Genomic DNA, 17,832 nt, shown 5'->3' on the forward strand with positions numbered 1-17,832 from the left:
CGGTGATGAGCTATCTTTAATGAATAGATTGTCTATCTGCTTTGGTTAAAATCATGGACATTATTAGATAGTTTTTCATCAACACAATGAAAGCCAATCTATACGTCAACAAAAAAAGCGCAGCTTAAACGGTGCGCTTTTTGTGATTTTGGCTATGGGTTTTAGATGAATGATGCTCAATGCGTTGGTGGCTGATGATGGGCAATTTCAATTTGATTTAAAATATAATTGCTCATATTTTTCGCCATTTCTTCTTTGGCAAAATACACTTCACCAATGTTGTCTTTACGAATTACTTCCGCTTCGGCTTTGCTTTCTGCACACACCAAAACCTGAATTTCAGGGTTTAGGGTTTTGGCAATATCCACAATTTTATGAATATCCAAAATGTCCATAGGCGAGAGAACGAGTAGTCGTGCATGTTGAATATGTGCCTGAATCAGTACACCCGTTTCTGTGGCAATGCCGCTGACTGCAGCAATGCCTTTTTCGCGTAAGTCTTCGACAATTTCACGGTTTTCTTCCGCAATCACGACCTTAATATTTTCAGCCATTAAATTTTGAGTAATGCGGCGTCCGACTTCACCATGTCCAACAATCACCACCTGATCACGTAAATAATCTTGAGAAACTTCATCGGGCAGCATGGCTAAAGGGTCATTGCTGCGTTCAAGCAAACGCGCCAAATAAGAGCGTTCCCGAATCCAGTTTTGCACAGGCTCAATCGCAGAAAAAACAAAGGAATTGAGGGTAATTGAAATGAGTGCGCCTGCTAAAATCAGGTTTTGTCCTTCTAGTGACAGCAGTTGTAAAGATACACCTAGCGTTGCCAAAATAAAGGAAAACTCACCAATTTGTGCCAAGCTCGCGCCTACGGTCAAGGCTGTATTGAGTGGATAGCGGAAGAACAAGACCAATGCCATGGCTGCAATGGTTTTACCCACCATGATAATGCCGACGACCGCTAAAACGTGCAGTGGTTCTTCTATCAGAATACGCGGGTCAAACAGCATGCCCACAGCAACGAAAAATAGAATGGAGAAAATTTCACGTAAGGGTAAAGTTTCTTCTTCGGCGCGATGACTGAAATCAGATTCTTTGACCACCATCCCCGCAAAGAACGCCCCAAGTGCCATCGACACGCCAAAGATTTTATAAGCACCAAAGGCAATTGATACCGCAGCAGCGACCACAGTCAGGGTAAACAGTTCCCGCGAGCCTAAGCGAGCCACAATTTGCATAATGAAGGGCACAAGGCGTTTGCCAACAATCAGCATAAAGGCAATAAAGCCTGAAACTTTTAATAAAGTCAGTCCGAGTGTTAGCCAAATATTTTCATCACTGGCATTGTCGATAGCTTGTCCACCCAGTAATACAGCTGTGGCAGGCAAAAGCACCAATGCTAAGACCATCACTAAGTCTTCAACTAACAACCAGCCTACGGCAATTTTACCGTTCACGGAGTCGAGCAGGCCACGATCACCCAATGCTTTTAAGAGCACAACGGTACTGGCACAAGACAGACTCAAGCCAAAAATTAAGGCAGAACCAAAACTCCAACCCCACATCATCGACACGCCTACACCGAGCAGGGTCGCCACGGCGATCTGCAATACTGCACCAGGCAAAGCAATGCGTCGTACCTGCATTAAATCATTTAGCGAGAAATGCATGCCAACACCGAACATGAGGAACATGACCCCAAGTTCTGCCAATTGGTTGGCAAGATGAATATCTGCCACAATGCCCGGTGTGTTGGGACTAATGATGACACCCGCAATCAGATAGCCCATAAGCGGTGGAAGGCGTAAGCGCGCAGCGATATAGCCAAATACCAGTGCCAAGCTAAAACCAACGGCAAGTAAGATGATGAGTTCTACATCATGAGGCACGAGAAACTCCTAAGCCATGGTGAAGGTGCGGTCAAAAGACTGAAATAAGACAAGCACAAATAGTGCCAAAAAAGAAAACGAGGAAATTTTAACAAGTTAGGCAAAAAAAGTGCAAAAAAAAACGACCTGAATAAGGTCGTTTTTTAAAAAAGCTAAAATTATTTGATTTTAGCTTCTTTGAAAACTACGTGTTGACGGATTTTTGGATCAAATTTTTTGATTTCCATTTTTTCCGGCATAGTACGTTTGTTTTTAGTAGTGGTATAGAAATAACCTGTACCAGCTGTAGAAACTAAGCGAATCTTATCACGCATTGTCCTGACTCCTTACTTAGATCTTTTGACCTTGAGCACGAAGGTCAGCAACAACCTTTTCAATGCCCAATTTGTCGATAATACGCATACCTTTAGTGGTTAAACGAAGACGTACGAAACGTTTTTCGCTTTCTAACCAGAAACGGTGGTTGTGCAGGTTCGGCTCGAACCGGCGCTTAGTTTTGTTGTTGGCGTGTGAGACGTTGTTACCAACGACTGGACGCTTGCCGGTAACTTGGCAAACCTTAGACATGGTGTAACTCCATTGATTTAGCCAACAGCAAATCTGTATGGCCAGTCAAAAATAAACGGATGAATTCATTCAAGGGGCGTTTTATATCAAAAATACGCTTAAAAGACAAGCGATTTTCTTCAAAAACAGCATGAGCGTGTTTGATAGCTCATGCCTTGATCAGTTAACGAAGAAGCGTCTTCGAAATCAATCGATGAATCGGCTTATCAAATGGGGGGAGAATGAACTTCAAGCTGTAAAGCTTCGGATTAGACATTACCGACCGTTCATGTGACAAGCTGAAAAAACCTTCTGGACCGTGATATTTCCCCATGCCCGATGCACCAACACCACCAAATGGTAAGTCATCTTGTGCAACGTGGGTCAATACAGTATTGAGTCCGAAATGCCCTGAATGGGTTCGCTGTGCGACATAGTCGGCACGCGCCTGATCAAAGTCGAAATAGTATAAAGCAAGAGGACGCGGTCGGCTATTAATAAACTCGATTACATCATCAATTTGTTCATATTCTAAGATTGGCAGGACTGGACCAAAGATCTCATTTTGCATAATTTGCATGTCTGGACTGACATTGGTCAGTACCGTTGGTGCCATTTTACGGGTTGCAGCCACATTTTCACTTTGCGGATTAATTTCAATAATATTTGCACCTCGCTCACGTGCATCTTCTAAATAGCCCTGTAAGCGACGATATTGTTTGTCATTAATAATAGAAGTGTAGTCTTGGTTATCACGAATATGCGGATACATTTCGGTCACAAATTGCTCGAAATGCTCCATAAATTCGGCAGTTTTGCCTTTAGGCAAGAACATATAGTCGGGTGCAACACAGGTTTGTCCAGCATTCCAGAGTTTACCTACCGCAATACGCTGCGCTACATCGACCATATCGCTAGATGGATGCACCAAAACAGGGGATTTTCCACCTAGTTCTAAAATGACAGGCACAAGGTTTTGTGACGCGGCAGCCATTACAGTTTTGCCGACTTCGGTAGAGCCTGTGAAAATAATTTTGTCAAAAGGCAAATGACAGAACGCATCGGAAATAATACCGCCGCCATTAATTACTGCCACCAATTCCTGTGGAAATGCTTCGCTCATGGCGTTTTCCAGTACTTTACCAAAATGCGCAGAAGCACTGGAAATTTTGATCATGGCATGGTTGCCTGCAGCCAAAGCACAGATCAGTGGGCCTAAAGACAACAGCAGCGGATAGTTCCAAGGTGCAATAATGCCAATTACCCCTAAAGGTTGATACTGTACCCATGCTTTTGCAGGTTGGTGGATAATACCAACCTGACGTTTAGATGGCTTCATCCAGTCGGTCAGGTTTTTGCTGTAATATTTGATATGTTCCAAGCAGGTAAGTAATTCACCAATTTTGGTTTCTGCAATGGCGCGGTTGCCATAGTCACGGTTAATGGCTTCGGCAAATTGATCCTGATATTTCACAATCACACGTTTTAAGCGGGCTAAGCGTTCAATGCGTTCTTTGGCACTTGGGACAGGATGACGCTGATAGGCATATTTCTGCAATGCCAAAATATCATCCAGACGTTGTAAATCGGGTAAATGTGGGGTCATTGAAGTTGTTTTTGTTTGACTGTTCATGGCATGTTACCATTCAATAAAAGCAATATAAGTTAATTTTTAGAGTATTTACTCTAATCAGTCAAGTGACTTTATGTTTTCATGCCCCCCAAATTTTAAAGAATGGTTGTTTTTAGGATGTCTCAAACCAAAACGTTGAAAACCAAAGAACGTATTTTGCAATTGAGTTTGCAATTGTTTAACGAGCGTGGTGAGCGTTCGGTAACAACCAATCATATTGCGGCAGAACTGGGCATGAGCCCAGGAAACTTGTATTACCACTTCCGCAATAAGAACGAAATTATTAAAGAGCTGATGGAACAATATCAGCAAGAAACTTTAGAAATGCTGGCTTTGCCTGAAAATCGTGGCTTAGATGCCAATGACAAAATTCGTTATTTTCAGGTTCTCAGTAGTCAGCTGTGGGCTTATCGTTTTTTGCATCGTGATGTCTATCATTTGGTCGAAACCAATGAAGATTTCCGCAAAATGTATCCACGTTTTGCAGGACAGGTCATGCAGCAGGGACAAAAAATTTATCAGGCCTTTGTGGATGCGGGTCTGATGCAAATGACTGAGTCAGAAATTGAAGCCTTGATTATCAATATTTGGATTGTGCTGACCAACTGGACGAACTTCTTATATATGTCGGGTCACATTACCGATTCAAACCATTTGGAAGAAAAATGGATTTGGCAGGCTTTACGTCAAATGCTGTTCCTTGAAGGGGCATATTTACGGGGTGAAAGTCGTGCAACCTATGAGCGTTTACTAGAAACACTAGGCACATCTGAACTGTTTGAGAGTTTATCATCCAGTAAAAATACTCAAGCCGACTAAGAGACTGAGAATGGCTATTTAGAATGTCTGAGAAACGCGCTAGAATACTCGGCTTGTTTTTCAATTTAACCAAGTAGTGACTAAAAACAACATGAATATGACGACTGCGAATACTGCACGTTTACTGATTACCTGTGAAGATAAGCCAGGTATTGTGCAGGCTGTATCGAGCTTTTTGTATCATCAAGGAGCCAACATTACCGCGCTTGATCAATACGCAACAGAAGCTCAGGGCGGGCGTTATTTCATGCGGGTTGAGTTTGAACTGGATCACTTGCAAAGCCGTAAAGAAAGCTTATTGCAAACCTTTGCTTCTAACGTGGCAGAGCGTTATGAAATGCAATGGCGTTTGGCTTTGGTCAGCGATGTGAAAAAAGTCGGCATTTTGGTGTCTAAAGTTGATCATGCTTTGCTCGAACTATTATGGCGTCATTCACGTGGTGGTTTACCATGTGAAATTACCAAAGTGGTGTCGAACCATGACACCTTGCGTGAAGCGGTAGAAAACTTTGGTATTCCGTTTGAAGTAGTGCCTGTTAATAAAGAAAATAAACGTGAAGCTTACGCTAAAATTGATGAATTGATGCAAGGCAATGATTTGTTGGTATTGGCGCGTTATATGCAAATTTTGGATGAAGAGTTTGTCTCTAAGTGGGAAATGAAAGTGATCAATATTCACCATTCATTCCTGCCTGCTTTCGTGGGCGCAAATCCATATAAACAAGCTTATGAAAAAGGCGTAAAACTGATTGGTGCAACTGCACACTATGTAACAGCAGACCTAGATCAAGGTCCGATCATTGAGCAAGATGTAGAGCGTGTAAATCACGACTTTACGGTAGATCAACTGCGTGAATTGGGTCAGGATGTGGAACGTAATGTACTGGCACGTGCAGTTAAATGGCATTTGGAAGACCGTATTATTGTAGATGGCAACAAAACTGTTGTATTTCAATAGGGTAAAAGCTATCTAAAAATCGAATTAAAACATGCCGACATGGCATGTTTTTTTATGCTAAAATTGTAATGTTATAACATTTATTTAAACTGTTTTTAAAATAGCAAATTTATTGGATGATTCACGTTTGTTATTAAAAAATAGTTGCAAATGAAAACACTTCTCATTTATTATTGCGTTACTTTAATTGTGCTAACCGATCAGTTTGATCGTTCGGAACTGTGATGGTTTGGCAATTGCTTTTGAAGGTCGCTGACTTTAATGAACCAATCTCCCAACGCTATGCTACAAATGCCCAATGCCATGAAAAAGAAAGTTGTGACGGCTTTAGCTGTGGTTGCATTAGGTCATGTCGGTGTGTTGTGGGCATTGGGGCAAATGCAAACTCCGACCTTAAAGCCCATAGAAAAAGAACCTTTAAAAGTACGCTTTGTAAAAATTCAAGAACAGCCTAAACCGTTGCCACCGCAACCTAAGGCTGAACCACAGCCTGAAAAACCCAAGCCTCAGCCTGTAAAAGAAGTGCCTGTGGTAGAAAAACCGTTGCCACCGCCACCGAAAAAAGTAGAAAAAGTACAGCAAGTTAAAAAAGCAGAAGCCCCTAAACCCGTGGCGAAGCCCGTAGAAAAACCAGTCGAACGTGTGGTGCAACCTGCACCTGTAGCAACGGTGACTGAAACTAAAGTGGTACAGCCTGCACCGAAACCGACAGTTGCACCTGTTGCGCCAGCACCTGCTCCTGTCGCACCTTCTGCTCCAAAAACAGTGTCGATTGGCGGCTCAGGCGTGCAATGGAGTCGTTCTCCAAAACCTTCTTATACCAATCGTGATTTACAGGGAGAAACCCGTAACGTGGTGGTTCGGATTGAAGCCAATGAAAAAGGCGTGATCACCGATGCTCAAATTACGCGTTCTAGTGGTGTACCTGCTTTAGATCAAAAGATTTTACGCGCAGTGCGTAGTGCAAAATTCAAACCGTACAAAGAAAATGGCGTGGCTTATCCAATTCGTGCTGAGCAGCCTTTTGAATTGACATTGAACCCTAACGGCTAACCTTCAACAGGAGTTCGAGTATGAACTTTTCCGTCTATTGGCAACACGCAGATGCAGTCAGCAAAACGCTGTATTTCGTGTTATTGGCGATGTCGATTGCGACATGGACCATCTTCGCATTACGTTTGATAGGCACGCGCCAATTGAAGCAACAAGCTTATGCTCAACTGTCACAGGCTTTAAATCAGCTTAAAGCAAAACTGGTGCCCTTAAATTTTGAGCAGCGTAAAGCGGTTGCTGAGCAAGCCTTATTGCGTCAAATTTCGGTAGAAAAAGCATCGGCAGAAAAAGGCGTATCGGTACTGGGTACAATTGCGTCATTAGCACCGTTTGTGGGTTTGTTTGGTACAGTTTGGGGTATTTTCCATGCACTCGTTGCGGTTGGAAAAAGCGGTCAGGCGGGATTGGCTCAAGTGGCAACGCCTGTTGGTGAAGCGTTGATTATGACGGGCTTCGGTTTGGCGGTGGCGATTCCTGCCGTGATTGCTTACAACATTTGTTCGCGTGTGAACCGTACCTTATCTACAAATTTGCAAGATCATGCACATAGTTTGTTGATTGACACCATGTTGCAACAAGATTCTTCTGTTCAAAGAACTGAAGTGAATGCAACACAACAAAGTTTAGTGGGAGGTCAGGTTTAATGGCTTTTCAATTGGGTGAAGACAACGATTCAGGCATGAATGAGATGAACCTTATTCCCCTGATCGACATTATGTTGGTATTGATGATCATCTTTTTGGTGACAGCGACCGTTGCCAACCCATCTATACCATTAACCTTACCGCAAACCAGCGCAGAAATTGTTGATTTACCGCCTGAGCAAATTCAGGTCAGTATCAATGCCAATGGTGAAGTGGCGTGGGATGATCAAATCATTAGTTTAGATGAGTTGCAAACCCGCTTTAATGATGCTAGTCAGCAAGCTCAACAGCCAACCGTGGTGTTAAGAGCAGATAAAGATGCGCGTTATGATACTGTGGCGCAAGTGATGTCACGTGCGAGTGAAGCCGGACTCAGTGATATTGCTTTCGCAACAGATGATTAAGTTAATCCTTAAAAATTAGCGATCTATTTAGGTCGCTTTTTTTATGCAAAGTCGCGCATAATGCCAAAACTCCTCAAGTACTCAATGATGTTGAATATCCAAAAGATTTAGGTTGAGTCCGCTGCTTACTTTAAAGTCTATTTTTTATCTCAGATCAGGTTCAGCCATGAGTTCACGCCAAGCACTTGATGCAAAAGCCAGCAGTATGATGCTAATTTTGTGTGTTTTTTGGGGTCTGCAACAAGTGGTGCTAAAAGTTGCTGCGGCAGATATTTCACCCTTGATGCAATTGGCACTGCGTTCAGGCTTGTCTGCTGTGATGGTGTTGCCTTTGTTATTGCTTGCAAGAAATACACAATGGGCTTCGACTGAATATCTGCCTGCAGGCATATTGGTGGGTATTTTATTTGCCGCAGAATTTTTTATGTTAGGGCAGGCGATTCAATATACTTCTGCGTCGCATGTGGTGGTTTTACTATATACCGCGCCTATTTTTGTGGCTTTAGCGTTGCATTGGAAACTACCTGCAGAGCGTTTATCTCGCTTGCAATGGGGCGGGATTCTGTTGTCTTTTGCTGGCATAGCGGTGACTTTTTTATGGCGTGATACTGTGCAACAAGAGAGCCACCAAAACTTCAGCCAGATGCTTTTTGGCAATTTACTTGCGCTGAGTGCAGGCATACTTTGGGCAGCCACAACTGTTGCGGTACGTCTAAGTCGTTTATCGGAAGCCCCTGCAACACAAACTTTGTTTTACCAATTGATGGGTGGTTTTTTGATTTTACTGCCGATGGCATGGTGGATGGGACAGGCTGAAATTCATTGGACAGCCTTAGCCATAGGCAGTTTGATTTTTCATGCGGTATTGATTTCGTTTATTAGCTATCTCGCTTGGTTTTGGTTGCTGAAACAATATTTAGCATCCAGTTTAGGCGTGTTTTCATTTTTAACGCCATTATTTGGCGTATTGTTTGGTGTATGGTTGTTGAATGAAAGCTTGAGCCAAAGTTTTATGATTGGGGCTGTTTTGGTCATGCTGGGGGTGTTGATGGTGAATGCTCAATGTTGGTTTAAACATAAAACCCAAGTACTAAAAAGAAAATAAGTATTTGCAGCTTTTCCATGAACTTGAGCAAGACTCAACATCAGCAATGTTGTCATGTAAAAATCATCTTCAAATAACCTAGTAGCTCAATACGGGTTTAAATTTGAAGATGGGTGATATTTAAAATCTAGCGAGCGCGTACAAGATTATTTTTCTTCAAAAATCTTAGAGAGCGGAATCGACAATTTGGCAGCCAAATAGTCATCGGTTTCACTGAGTACGGGGCCAAGTTTTTGCATCCATTCATCATCAGGATAGACATTGGCCAAGTCCTGACGACGTGGCAATGAATACGGTAGCTGTGAATAAAAACTCCAAAAATCTACCTGAGATAAATTGCGCACCAAAACAAATTCATCATTTTCAGTACGTTTAATTAAATTTTGTTGTTCTAGCATCAGCACATAAGACGGCCAGCGCCCAATTTCATTACGTCCCAATACATCTAAGGCTTCAGCTTCAGTGACACTTTCTCCGCGCATTTGTTTTTTGTAAAACAATTCCAGTAAGTCCAATAGCATGAGCAGCGGATGGCATTTTTTTTCGCGACTGGCTTCAAAAGCGGTCAAGGCATAACTAATTTCAACACCTAACAGCACAATATTCCAAGACAGGAAAATCCACAGTAAGAAAATAGGTACGGCAGCAAAAGCACCATAAATAATTTCATAACTGGTGAAGTTGGACATAATAAAACCAAACAGGTTTTTCAAAAATTCAAATACAACAGCACTGAAACCCCCCGCAATTAATGCGGCTTTAATAGGTACACTGCGGTTGGGAATGGTCCAATTCAGAATAAAAAAACCTAAAATGGTTAGGGCAAATGAAATCAGCCATAAAATAAATGCGCCATTGAGTTCATAACCTGCAAAGTTATTACTCAGCACATTCATAGATGCCAAAGTTGAGGAAATGACAAAAGCACTGCCCAGTAAAATAGGGCCTAATGAGATAATGGTCCAGTAACGCATAAAACCCATAATGCCGCCACGGGTTTCCTTAACCCGCCAAATTCGGTTAAACACAGTTTCAATACTGGTCAGCATCATCACCGTGGTCACGAATAAAAACAAAATCCCGATGACGGTTAAGTTGCTAGATTTGTCGGTAAAGGCATTTAAGGCTTTATCAAAGGCGATGGTGGTTTTAGGTAAAAAGTTGCTGTAAATCAGTTGTTGTAATTGTTGCCGTGCAGGTTCGAGTGCCTTAATGGATGAGATGATCACCAAAAATACGGTGAGCATAGGTACAACGGCAAACAGGGTAGTGTAGGTTAAAGAGCCTGCTTGTTCACGGCAGCGATCTGCTTCAAAGCGACGCAGCACAAATAAGACAAATTGAAACCATTGTTTGTCATAAAAAGGCAGTTTCTTTAAATACTCAACGATCATACAGTGGCTGTCTCAACTTTTTTAATCATCTTTATCTGTTTTCATGGTTAAGCTTAACCAAAAAAGCAGCAAAATACCGTATAGTTTTCATTTTTAGTCTGATTTCTTAGCATGATGCAAGCATATATTCTGGTTTTGTACTTTAGTAAATATGGTTCTACCAAAGAAATGGCATATTTAATTGCCAACGGGGTAGAGGCTAGTGGCATGCCCGTTAAAATAAGAACTGTGCCAAATATCTCGACCGTGGTGCAACAAGCCGAGCCAAGTATTCCTGCCGAAGGTGATATTTATTGTACTTTGGATGACTTGGCCAATTGTGCAGGTTTGGCTTTAGGTTCACCTACACGTTTTGGCAATATGGCATCTGAAATGAAATATTTCTGGGATCAAACCACTAGTCTGTGGCTGAATGGCGCATTGCACAATAAACCTGCCTGCGTTTTTACCTCATCGGGTTCGATGCATGGTGGACAGGAAAGTACCTTATTGACCATGTTGCCGCCATTGTTTCACCACGGAATGATGATTATGGGATTGCATAATGCGCATCCTGCTTTATCAAATACCAAAACGGGCGGTACGCCGTATGGTGCAACGCATGTGAGCGGCCCGCGCCACGATCAGGCTTTGAGTCAGGATGAAAAAATCCTTTGTGAAGCGCAAGGACAACGCCTAGGTGAAATGGTAAAAAAATTACAGGGCATGTGAGATTCTTTCTTTAATTAAGATGAAGCGTAAAATGTGGATATCGTTTTACGCTTTTATCTTTTGTACTTGAATTCGATTGGCTTATGTAGCATTGAGCGTGCTAAAAAATAAGTTTACTTTTCACCTAAAATCACCATTTGCAGTGATATTCAGTTTTTCTCTTTTCACGTCTAATAACCGCTTTAAAAGCAGAGTTTTCTGTCACGGTTCACGCAGCATTTTTTTGCAGGCTAGGGTCTGTTGACATTTCATAAATGGCTTGCGCTGTAGGTTAAAACTGAGCAGATCAGGCATGAAACGCAAGGAATAGCGAGATTATTGCTAAGTTTCATAACGCAATCTGAGAAAGTTTTAGCCACAGCCTTTCGGGGCGAGCATATTTTTTGCTGCTATTGCGTTATGTGCCAGTCATTTAGAATGACTAAATTTCCTGTCCCATGCCTTATATCAGCTAAAAAACCTTGCGAGATATATCTCTCATGCCGCAAACATAGACGAATTGTCAACAGACCCTAATGTATTGAGCACAACGGACTGCTGTAAAAATGAGAGATTGAGGAAAGTGAAAATGAATAAGTGGATGCTGATTGGGTTAGGTCTAATGAGTTTAGGGTGTTCATGGTCGAGTGTTGCAGCGACTGAAATTGTGCATAGTCTGAGTTTTTCAGAAGAACAACGTATTGAAAAACAACCTGCGGAAGCACAGTATTTAGCGGCACAAAAAACTGTGATGACTTCTGCAAGCAGCACTGCAAAATAAAAAGATGCAATCAAAAAGTGCTGCAATGTGCAGCACTTTTTTTGAAATTGATTTAGGGTTACTTAGAGTTGCTTGGCTGTTTCAACTTTTCTTTAAAGCGGTGTTTACATTTGAGGCATTGAAAATCTAGAAAAATATTCTGATCAACAATTACACCTGCTTTTTTACCAAAGCGATGCCCAAGAAAACCACCTGTGATTCCCACGCTAATTGCCCCGACAAATGTTCCAATGGTGCCGCCCATAATCACGCCCAAAGGTCCTGCGGCAGTACCGATTGCCGCACCAATAGAAGCTCCTGAAGCTGCGCCGCCTACTGTACCTGCTGCCGTACCTGCAGAGCCTAATAACACGCCACCAATTTTTTGTAAGTTTTGTTGATGGTTGCGTTTTTCAACTTGAGTTGAACCACATTTCGGACAGGTGATACTGTGTTGCATCAACGGATTGTCTTGTGTCATGACTGTAAATTGCCTTATGCTCATGCCGCATGCATCAATGCACGCAGACGATCTAAAAAGTGCTGTCTAGAGCTGCAATCAGAAAAACTAGACTGCTGAATCACTGTTATTTCAAGTGCAGAATGGCGTAGCGCGGCTATTTTGTAAATTCAATATATGTAAATGAGTTGTTTAAGTTTAAAAAAAGCATAAAAAAAAGAGCGCCTAAGCACTCTTTGATCATCGGGTTTAAATGATGAACCAACATCAGTTTTAATCGACCTTAATCGCGTACAAATTCAACTGTACCGTTTGCCAAAGACTTTACTCGTGCCAATGATTCAACGCGATAGCCTTTTTCAAGCAATAATTCACGACCCGGCTGGAATGACTTTTCAATCACAATCCCAATACCCACGACTTCTGCATTGGCTTGATGGATTAAATCTGCTAAACCGAGTGCAGCTTGACCATTTGCCAAAAAGTCATCAATCACCAAGACTTTGTCGCTAGCGCTAATATGTTTGTTTGAAATGGCAATCGTGCTTTCAGTTTGCTTGGTAAATGAAAATACTTTAGAGCGGTATAAATCATCTTTTAAGGTTAAAGATTGATATTTACGTGCAAAAATTACAGGTACACCAAGCTCTAAACCTGCCATCACAGCTGGTGCAATGCCAGAAGCTTCGATGGTAATAATTTTGGTGATGCCTGCATCTTTAAACAAACGCGCAAATTCTTGACCAATTTGCTGCATCATCACAGGGTCAATTTGATGGTTTAAGAAAGAGTCGACTTTTAGAACCGCTTCAGATAGAACGATACCTTCGGCTAAAATTTTCTGTTCTAGTGCATGCACGGGAGAATCCTCAAGAGCAGGTGCTTTTCAAAGCAAAAGCGTATTTTAAAAAGCACCTGAAAAAATGCAAGAACAATTTACCAAATGGTGAATAACTGCCAAGCTTTGCTCAGTAGTTATATTCTAAATTAGTTGGTCGGGCCTTTATAGCCTGTGAGTAATAATCCATAAGACTTGTCTTTGTCTTGGTGGGTAACTTTGACAGGCAAGTAGTCAAGTTTTGGTGCCAACCAGAAAATCGTATCACGGTTTGGTTTGTTGTGTTTCAGCACCACTTTAATGGTATCAAAAGTACCATAACTGGTTTTGATTTTTTCTGAACCTTGCTTAATAAAGCGACGTGATTCCACCTCTTTATTATCGGCAATATAGTAGCTCGATTTTAAACCGCCACTTTTTAAGTCTTCACGGATTTGCAGTTCCGCATTCAACTCATCCAACACGCCCGCTTTCCACGCAAAAGAACGGGTGTCGCTGTCCTTTTTGGTGTTAATGGTTTTCGCCGAAGGATTGAAGTTAATACTCATGGTGTTGTTATGCACCAAAATCTTACTGCTGCGGCTAAAGCTAGATGAGCCAATTTTGCCATTATTAAAACTAAAACGGCTAGTTTCTGTAGCAGAGGCAATCACGCCTGCTTTGGCAGCAAACACATAACTCCATTGGTTACCTGTTTGGCTTAAAGTACGTGTTGCAGAACCTAAGTTTTTACCATTGTAGTTAAATTGATAACTGGCTTGGAAAGGACTCATGGCAAATGTTTGGCTAGAGAAACCAGCCAAAAACAGTGCTGTAGACACACCGGCTGCCATACCCATTTTTTTCAATACATGATTTGCCATTGCTGAGATATTTCCTCTGTATGTAGGGAGATGCAATTTGCTTGCTTGTTGCCATTATACGCGTTGAATATGAAGAGAAAATTAGGAATTATGCGGCTTGTGTAGTTTTCCTGTATGTATTCTCTTCTAAAGTTTCAGCTTAGCTTTATTTTTGTTTCAGCGGTGTGACTTGCGTATCTGCAAGAGATTCTTCCACATCTTCTAGTCTTTCTTCAGACATTTTGCGGAACAACGCCGTTAAATTGACGTTGCCAGTGAGCACCAATTCCGCTTCACGTAATACCGCATGATTCACATGAACTTTGCTGAGTGTGTCAATGATAGAGCGGCTTTTGCCCAACCAGCGATTTAAATCTAAATGCAGCAAATCATCTTTGACTTTAATGACTTTGAGTTTTTCTAAAATCATGCCTAAAGGGTCATCATTGCGTATTTTTTGATAGTAAAATAAAGCGCACTTCACAGCGATTTTATGCAAAAAACTTGGATAACTTGCTTCAATCACCTGCGTGTCACTAATTTGTTCAAACACAATCAGCTGAGTATCTTTATTCAATTCCATCTGTACTAATTTTAAATCGACAGACAGAGTGATGTTCAAGCCGTTGTAATCTAGGGTTGCATAAAGACGTAACCAGTCGTCGTGTAAGTCTGCGTGCAGATCTTGCAACATTTTCACATTATCGGTCACAAAGCGCTGAAAAGTCGCATTTAAGAAGACCTGAGATAATGGAAATTCACGTTCATCCTCAATAAATCCTTCCGCTTTTTGGTACACTTGACGGATACGTTGAGAGATATTGGTGATCAGGGTTTGCATACGGCCGTCCAAGTCGTTCATTCATTCTTTACAGATACAAATATTTTGTCGAATTGTATTAAAAATACAGGCATAGAAGCTTGCAGTTTAGCAAAATAAGTTGCACCATTTTTAAGATTTTAAGGCTCAGTAGTCAGCTTTTTGATGAACTTCGCAGTTTTGCAGAAAAGCAAAAACTGAGCAAAGTAATATGCTCTTTAGTTTATACCGCATTTGGCGGCTTGGGGAATCAGACGTTTTGTCGGATTAATGTGATGCTAAAAAAAATTCAATTGATGCCTTCTACGCAAGATTGGTGGAAAGATCCTATTTTTGCTGCAGCGTTGCTGGTGGCTGCTGTATTGCACGCATTAATTTTGGCCGTGCAGTTTGCTGCACCGCAACAAAGCGATGCTGCGGTCAAAGAGATTGCGGTATCGGTACGCATGAGCGATGCAAAAGTTGAAGATGCAGATTTCTTAGCCCAAGCCGATCAGCAAGGTTCAGGTACGTTCCGTGAAGAACATCGCATGTCGAGTGATATGCCTGCACCCATGACTGAACAAAGTGCAGGGGAGCAGCAATTGGAAAGTTTAGAGCGTATGCAGCAACAGCGTGAATTAAACTTTGAAGAAAAAGTATTGATGACCACGCTCAGTTGGCAAAAACAGGCTGCAGAAAATCAGCGCAAAAAAGCCATGCAGGAGTTGAATAGCCAATTCCAAGCTAAGGCTGCCATGGTCGCTAGTATTGAAGCGCAATATTTACAACGCCAACAAAATTTTAGCCGTCAGCAAAAAATTAAAACCATCGATGGGATTCAGGCCAAGCAAGACAACACCGCTGGTTATATGGAAAAATTCCGTCAAAAAGTCGAATTTTATGGTAACCGTTATTATCCAGAACAAGCCAAAGCACAGAATTTGGCAGGCGAAGTACGTTTAATGGTGATTTTGAACAACAATGGTGGGATTCGTGCCATTCGTTTAATTGAAAGTTCAGGACATGCCATGCTAGATGAAGCAGCCAAAGCTTCGGTGCGTAAAGCCGCACCTTTTGGTGCATTTGATGCCAAAATGAAAGATATTTCTGAATTGCGGATTGTACGGACGTGGCGTTTTGACCCTGCTGAAGCTGAGTTTGAGGTGCGCTAGTTTTTCCCTCTCTCTGGCTCTCTCCCAAAGGGAGAGAGGACTTTGTGGACAAGTAACAAGAATCTACTCTCTGCTTTACGCAGCAATGTTCTTCTGGTATTTAGCAATCATGGGACTCTAATGAATGTTCTCCCTCCCATTGGGAGGGAGTAGTTTTAAACAAAAAAGCGAGCCTTAGCCCGCTATTTTTATGATTTTCTAAAACTTAAAATTCAATCTCTTTCCATGTATGGATTATCCAAACCCAACTTGGCAAGAATCTCAACTTCTAAAGCTTCCATTTCTTCGGCATCCTCATCTGAGGTTTCATGATCATAGCCCATAAGGTGCAGCGTGCCATGTACTAGCATGTGAGTGAAATGCGCTAATGGTGTTTTGGCTTGTTCTGCAGCTTCCTGTAAAACCACAGGAATACAAATTACCAAATCCCCAATAGGGAAGCTCGGCAAAACTTGTGCCATTTCATCGGGTAAATCGCTTGGGAAAGACAAGACGTTGGTAGATTTGTCTTTTTTGCGATATTCCAGATTGAGCTTGTGACTTTCGGCATGATCGACACAGGCAATTCCAATTTCACAATCACTTTGGGTGTCTATATGTCTTAAAGTGGTTTCGACTACTTTTTTCAGATAGGCACGTTTTAACACCAGCTCAGGCGCTTGAATGTCCTGTTGCAGGCTGAGACTTAATTTCAAAATGAATCCTTAATACTTCAGTAGGTTGCAGAGCGCACAGCGATTAGTGCTGTGCATCTGCTGCGGCATCATTTTCCGCAATTAATGCTTCCTGGCGCGCTTTACGTTCTGCACGCGCTTCGGCACTTAAACGCTGTTGCTCACTGTCCCAGCCTTCATAGGCTTCAACAATTTTCTGAACCAGCTGGTGACGCACGACATCACGAGAATGGAAACGAGTAATATGAATTTCAGGGATTTTATCAATCACACGTAAGGCATGTGCCAGACCAGACTGCTGACCACGTGGTAAATCCACCTGAGTCACATCACCGGTAATCACTGCACGTGAACCAAACCCTAAACGGGTCAGGAACATCTTCATCTGTTCAGGCGTGGTGTTCTGGGCTTCATCCAAAATCACAAAAGAGTGGTTGAGGGTACGACCACGCATATACGCCAGTGGTGCAACTTCAATCACTTGACGTTCAATCAGCTTAGCAACTTTTTCAAAGCCGAGCATTTCATACAGGGCATCATAAAGGGGACGCAAATACGGGTCAATTTTCTGGGTTAAATCACCCGGTAAGAAGCCCAGTTTTTCACCCGCTTCAACCGCAGGGCGCACCAATAGAATCCGCTGGATTTCATTGCGTTCCAACATATCTACGGCAGCGGCAACAGCCAAATAGGTTTTACCCGTACCTGCAGGGCCAATACCAAATGAAATATCACTTTGCAAAATACGTTGCACATAACGCTTTTGGTTGGCACCGCGTGGATTAATGCGCCCTTTGCGGGTTTGCAACCAAACAGCATCCAATCCAGTATGCTCTTGCCCATCATCCGATTGTAATTCACGGTCAGTCTGACTGCCCTGAATCATCATGTGGAGCGTGTCTGCACTAATTTGTGCAGAGCTTTCCGCTTCTTCATGCAGGCGTTGCAAGAGCGTTTCGGCTCGTTCAACTGCATCAATTTCCCCATCTATAAAAAAGGCGTCACCACGATGAGAAATTTGGACGTCTAGACGTTGTTCGATTTGTTTCAAATGTCCGTTATAAGCACCGAGCATGCTTTTTAGACGTTCCATTGAAATGCCAGGAAAAGTTACTGTACGTCGAATCGCTGCAGTCAAGAGAATTC

The 17,832-nt window shown here is 42.1% G+C and carries 20 protein-coding genes; 9 read left to right on the forward strand and 11 right to left on the reverse strand.

Features of this window, described 5'->3' with window-relative positions; translation table 11 throughout:
* Positions 1-176 precede the first annotated feature (176 nt).
* The 4 genes from J4G44_RS04640 to J4G44_RS04655 all read right to left on the reverse strand — a co-directional run bounded on the left by J4G44_RS04640 (position 177) and on the right by J4G44_RS04655 (position 4,071).
* A complete protein-coding gene (locus J4G44_RS04640; protein ID WP_179996528.1) occupies positions 177-1,892 on the reverse strand; it encodes a cation:proton antiporter in 1,716 nt (571 codons plus the stop codon).
* Between the two features lie 158 nt (positions 1,893-2,050).
* On the reverse strand, positions 2,051-2,206 hold the full coding sequence (gene rpmG, locus J4G44_RS04645; protein WP_004976146.1) for a 50S ribosomal protein L33: 156 nt from the start codon (positions 2,204-2,206) through the stop codon (positions 2,051-2,053).
* A gap of 16 nt (positions 2,207-2,222) precedes the next feature.
* A complete protein-coding gene (rpmB, locus tag J4G44_RS04650; RefSeq protein WP_004976147.1) occupies positions 2,223-2,459 on the reverse strand; it encodes a 50S ribosomal protein L28 in 237 nt (78 codons plus the stop codon).
* Between the two features lie 163 nt (positions 2,460-2,622).
* Complete coding sequence (locus J4G44_RS04655; protein WP_207973893.1) at positions 2,623-4,071, reverse strand: coniferyl aldehyde dehydrogenase; 1,449 nt, start codon at positions 4,069-4,071, stop codon at positions 2,623-2,625.
* Between the two features lie 117 nt (positions 4,072-4,188).
* Between J4G44_RS04655 and J4G44_RS04660 the strand changes: the two genes are divergently transcribed.
* From J4G44_RS04660 to J4G44_RS04685, 6 genes are all read left to right on the forward strand, one after another.
* On the forward strand, positions 4,189-4,890 hold the full coding sequence (locus J4G44_RS04660; protein ID WP_004976150.1) for a TetR/AcrR family transcriptional regulator: 702 nt from the start codon (positions 4,189-4,191) through the stop codon (positions 4,888-4,890).
* A gap of 91 nt (positions 4,891-4,981) precedes the next feature.
* On the forward strand, positions 4,982-5,848 hold the full coding sequence (gene purU, locus J4G44_RS04665) for a formyltetrahydrofolate deformylase (RefSeq protein ID WP_004976151.1): 867 nt from the start codon (positions 4,982-4,984) through the stop codon (positions 5,846-5,848).
* Between the two features lie 261 nt (positions 5,849-6,109).
* Positions 6,110-6,901 carry an energy transducer TonB family protein gene (locus J4G44_RS04670; RefSeq protein WP_104853035.1) on the forward strand — a complete coding sequence of 264 codons (792 nt, stop codon included), beginning with the start codon at positions 6,110-6,112 and terminating at the stop codon, positions 6,899-6,901.
* A 20-nt stretch (positions 6,902-6,921) separates the two neighbouring features.
* The gene (locus J4G44_RS04675; protein ID WP_096901723.1) at positions 6,922-7,545 is read left to right on the forward strand and encodes a MotA/TolQ/ExbB proton channel family protein; all 624 of its coding nucleotides are present in this window, start codon (positions 6,922-6,924) and stop codon (positions 7,543-7,545) included.
* Positions 7,545-7,949 carry an ExbD/TolR family protein gene (locus J4G44_RS04680; protein WP_004976158.1) on the forward strand — a complete coding sequence of 135 codons (405 nt, stop codon included), beginning with the start codon at positions 7,545-7,547 and terminating at the stop codon, positions 7,947-7,949. The genes J4G44_RS04675 and J4G44_RS04680 overlap by 1 nt, the downstream gene beginning before the upstream one ends.
* A 166-nt stretch (positions 7,950-8,115) precedes the next feature.
* The gene (locus tag J4G44_RS04685) at positions 8,116-9,054 is read left to right on the forward strand and encodes a DMT family transporter (RefSeq protein WP_207973894.1); all 939 of its coding nucleotides are present in this window, start codon (positions 8,116-8,118) and stop codon (positions 9,052-9,054) included.
* Between the two features lie 146 nt (positions 9,055-9,200).
* Here J4G44_RS04685 and J4G44_RS04690 read toward each other — a convergent pair whose 3' ends face one another.
* Complete coding sequence (locus J4G44_RS04690; RefSeq protein ID WP_178866098.1) at positions 9,201-10,448, reverse strand: YihY family inner membrane protein; 1,248 nt, start codon at positions 10,446-10,448, stop codon at positions 9,201-9,203.
* A 114-nt stretch (positions 10,449-10,562) separates the two neighbouring features.
* Between J4G44_RS04690 and wrbA the strand changes: the two genes are divergently transcribed.
* Together wrbA and J4G44_RS04700 are read left to right on the forward strand one after the other, a co-directional pair.
* Positions 10,563-11,159, forward strand: a complete 597-nt coding sequence (gene wrbA / locus J4G44_RS04695; RefSeq protein ID WP_167846439.1) for an NAD(P)H:quinone oxidoreductase — start codon at positions 10,563-10,565, stop codon at positions 11,157-11,159.
* 568 nt (positions 11,160-11,727) lie between these two features.
* A complete protein-coding gene (locus J4G44_RS04700; RefSeq protein ID WP_179989432.1) occupies positions 11,728-11,919 on the forward strand; it encodes a hypothetical protein in 192 nt (63 codons plus the stop codon).
* Positions 11,920-11,977: 58 nt separating this feature from the next.
* On the opposite strand, the gene J4G44_RS04705 is transcribed toward J4G44_RS04700, so the two are convergent.
* The 4 genes from J4G44_RS04705 to J4G44_RS04720 form a co-directional block, all read right to left on the reverse strand.
* Positions 11,978-12,379 (reverse strand): hypothetical protein, encoded by a 402-nt coding sequence (locus J4G44_RS04705; protein ID WP_179989430.1) that lies wholly within the window; start codon positions 12,377-12,379, stop codon positions 11,978-11,980.
* Between the two features lie 262 nt (positions 12,380-12,641).
* Positions 12,642-13,217 carry a xanthine phosphoribosyltransferase gene (locus J4G44_RS04710; RefSeq protein WP_004976172.1) on the reverse strand — a complete coding sequence of 192 codons (576 nt, stop codon included), beginning with the start codon at positions 13,215-13,217 and terminating at the stop codon, positions 12,642-12,644.
* Positions 13,218-13,345: 128 nt separating this feature from the next.
* Positions 13,346-14,059, reverse strand: coding sequence for a DUF3108 domain-containing protein (locus J4G44_RS04715; RefSeq protein ID WP_004976176.1), 714 nt, complete (start codon positions 14,057-14,059; stop codon positions 13,346-13,348).
* A 145-nt stretch (positions 14,060-14,204) separates the two neighbouring features.
* Positions 14,205-14,879: a hypothetical protein gene (locus tag J4G44_RS04720; protein ID WP_004976182.1), complete on the reverse strand. Its 675-nt coding sequence runs from the start codon at positions 14,877-14,879 to the stop codon at positions 14,205-14,207.
* Between the two features lie 275 nt (positions 14,880-15,154).
* On the opposite strand from J4G44_RS04720, the gene J4G44_RS04725 reads away from it, so the two are divergent.
* Positions 15,155-16,012, forward strand: coding sequence for an energy transducer TonB (locus J4G44_RS04725; protein WP_171062604.1), 858 nt, complete (start codon positions 15,155-15,157; stop codon positions 16,010-16,012).
* A 212-nt stretch (positions 16,013-16,224) separates the two neighbouring features.
* Here the strand turns inward: J4G44_RS04725 and ybeY are convergent, their stop codons facing one another.
* Positions 16,225-16,707 carry an rRNA maturation RNase YbeY gene (gene ybeY / locus J4G44_RS04730; RefSeq protein ID WP_004976192.1) on the reverse strand — a complete coding sequence of 161 codons (483 nt, stop codon included), beginning with the start codon at positions 16,705-16,707 and terminating at the stop codon, positions 16,225-16,227.
* A 43-nt stretch (positions 16,708-16,750) separates the two neighbouring features.
* Entirely contained in the window at positions 16,751-17,824 is a 1,074-nt protein-coding gene (locus J4G44_RS04735) for a PhoH family protein (RefSeq protein ID WP_004976193.1), read from the reverse strand.
* Positions 17,825-17,832: the final 8 nt, after the last annotated feature.

Origin of the sequence: Acinetobacter towneri, from assembly GCF_017498585.1 — a bacterium.
Lineage (GTDB): Bacteria > Pseudomonadota > Gammaproteobacteria > Pseudomonadales > Moraxellaceae > Acinetobacter > Acinetobacter towneri.

Coding starts and splice junctions, on each gene's coding strand:
- rpmG (WP_004976146.1), bottom strand. CDS start 2,206: ATGCGTGATAAGATTCGCTTAGTTTCTACAGCTGGTACAGGTTATTTC.
- rpmB (WP_004976147.1), bottom strand. CDS start 2,459: ATGTCTAAGGTTTGCCAAGTTACCGGCAAGCGTCCAGTCGTTGGTAAC.
- J4G44_RS04655 (WP_207973893.1), bottom strand. CDS start 4,071: ATGAACAGTCAAACAAAAACAACTTCAATGACCCCACATTTACCCGAT.
- J4G44_RS04660 (WP_004976150.1), top strand. CDS start 4,189: ATGTCTCAAACCAAAACGTTGAAAACCAAAGAACGTATTTTGCAATTG.
- purU (WP_004976151.1), top strand. CDS start 4,982: ATGAATATGACGACTGCGAATACTGCACGTTTACTGATTACCTGTGAA.
- J4G44_RS04670 (WP_104853035.1), top strand. CDS start 6,110: ATGAACCAATCTCCCAACGCTATGCTACAAATGCCCAATGCCATGAAA.
- J4G44_RS04675 (WP_096901723.1), top strand. CDS start 6,922: ATGAACTTTTCCGTCTATTGGCAACACGCAGATGCAGTCAGCAAAACG.
- J4G44_RS04680 (WP_004976158.1), top strand. CDS start 7,545: ATGGCTTTTCAATTGGGTGAAGACAACGATTCAGGCATGAATGAGATG.
- J4G44_RS04685 (WP_207973894.1), top strand. CDS start 8,116: ATGAGTTCACGCCAAGCACTTGATGCAAAAGCCAGCAGTATGATGCTA.
- J4G44_RS04690 (WP_178866098.1), bottom strand. CDS start 10,448: ATGATCGTTGAGTATTTAAAGAAACTGCCTTTTTATGACAAACAATGG.
- wrbA (WP_167846439.1), top strand. CDS start 10,563: ATGCAAGCATATATTCTGGTTTTGTACTTTAGTAAATATGGTTCTACC.
- J4G44_RS04700 (WP_179989432.1), top strand. CDS start 11,728: ATGAATAAGTGGATGCTGATTGGGTTAGGTCTAATGAGTTTAGGGTGT.
- J4G44_RS04705 (WP_179989430.1), bottom strand. CDS start 12,379: ATGACACAAGACAATCCGTTGATGCAACACAGTATCACCTGTCCGAAA.
- J4G44_RS04715 (WP_004976176.1), bottom strand. CDS start 14,059: ATGGCAAATCATGTATTGAAAAAAATGGGTATGGCAGCCGGTGTGTCT.
- J4G44_RS04720 (WP_004976182.1), bottom strand. CDS start 14,879: ATGCAAACCCTGATCACCAATATCTCTCAACGTATCCGTCAAGTGTAC.
- J4G44_RS04725 (WP_171062604.1), top strand. CDS start 15,155: ATGCCTTCTACGCAAGATTGGTGGAAAGATCCTATTTTTGCTGCAGCG.